1 pseudogene is annotated in these 334 nt (G+C 68.3%); it reads left to right on the top strand.

Annotated elements, in window-relative coordinates:
- Positions 1–334: pseudogene (locus EN874_RS32705) on the top strand (LysR family transcriptional regulator); the annotation flags it as partial.

Below are 334 nucleotides of genomic sequence, written 5' to 3'. Positions count from 1 at the left end.
GCCCGATCAAGGCGATGCACCGGATGTGGTGCGCAGGGAAGCCCTGGTCTGGGTAGGCAGCAGACCCGCGCTGGAGTTTTACGATTTCGGCGACACCGTGCCGCTGGCATTGGCTGCGTCGAACGCCATCGATCATAAGGGTGCCTGCGAGGCCATGGCCCGCGCCGGGCTGCGCTACAAGATAGCCTATGCCAGCAACAGCCTGGCGGGGCTCATCGCCGTCGCGCGCTCGGGTCTGGCGATCAGCGTGATGGCGGAGGAGGCCGTGCCGCCCGATCTCCATATCCTCGGCGCCCCGCTTCCCGCGCTGCCCGGCCTCGGCATCCTGGTCGTC

This window comes from Mesorhizobium sp. M1D.F.Ca.ET.231.01.1.1 (assembly GCF_003999155.2).
GTDB lineage: Bacteria > Pseudomonadota > Alphaproteobacteria > Rhizobiales > Rhizobiaceae > Mesorhizobium.
This window is presented reverse-complemented; position numbering and strand designations above follow the sequence as displayed.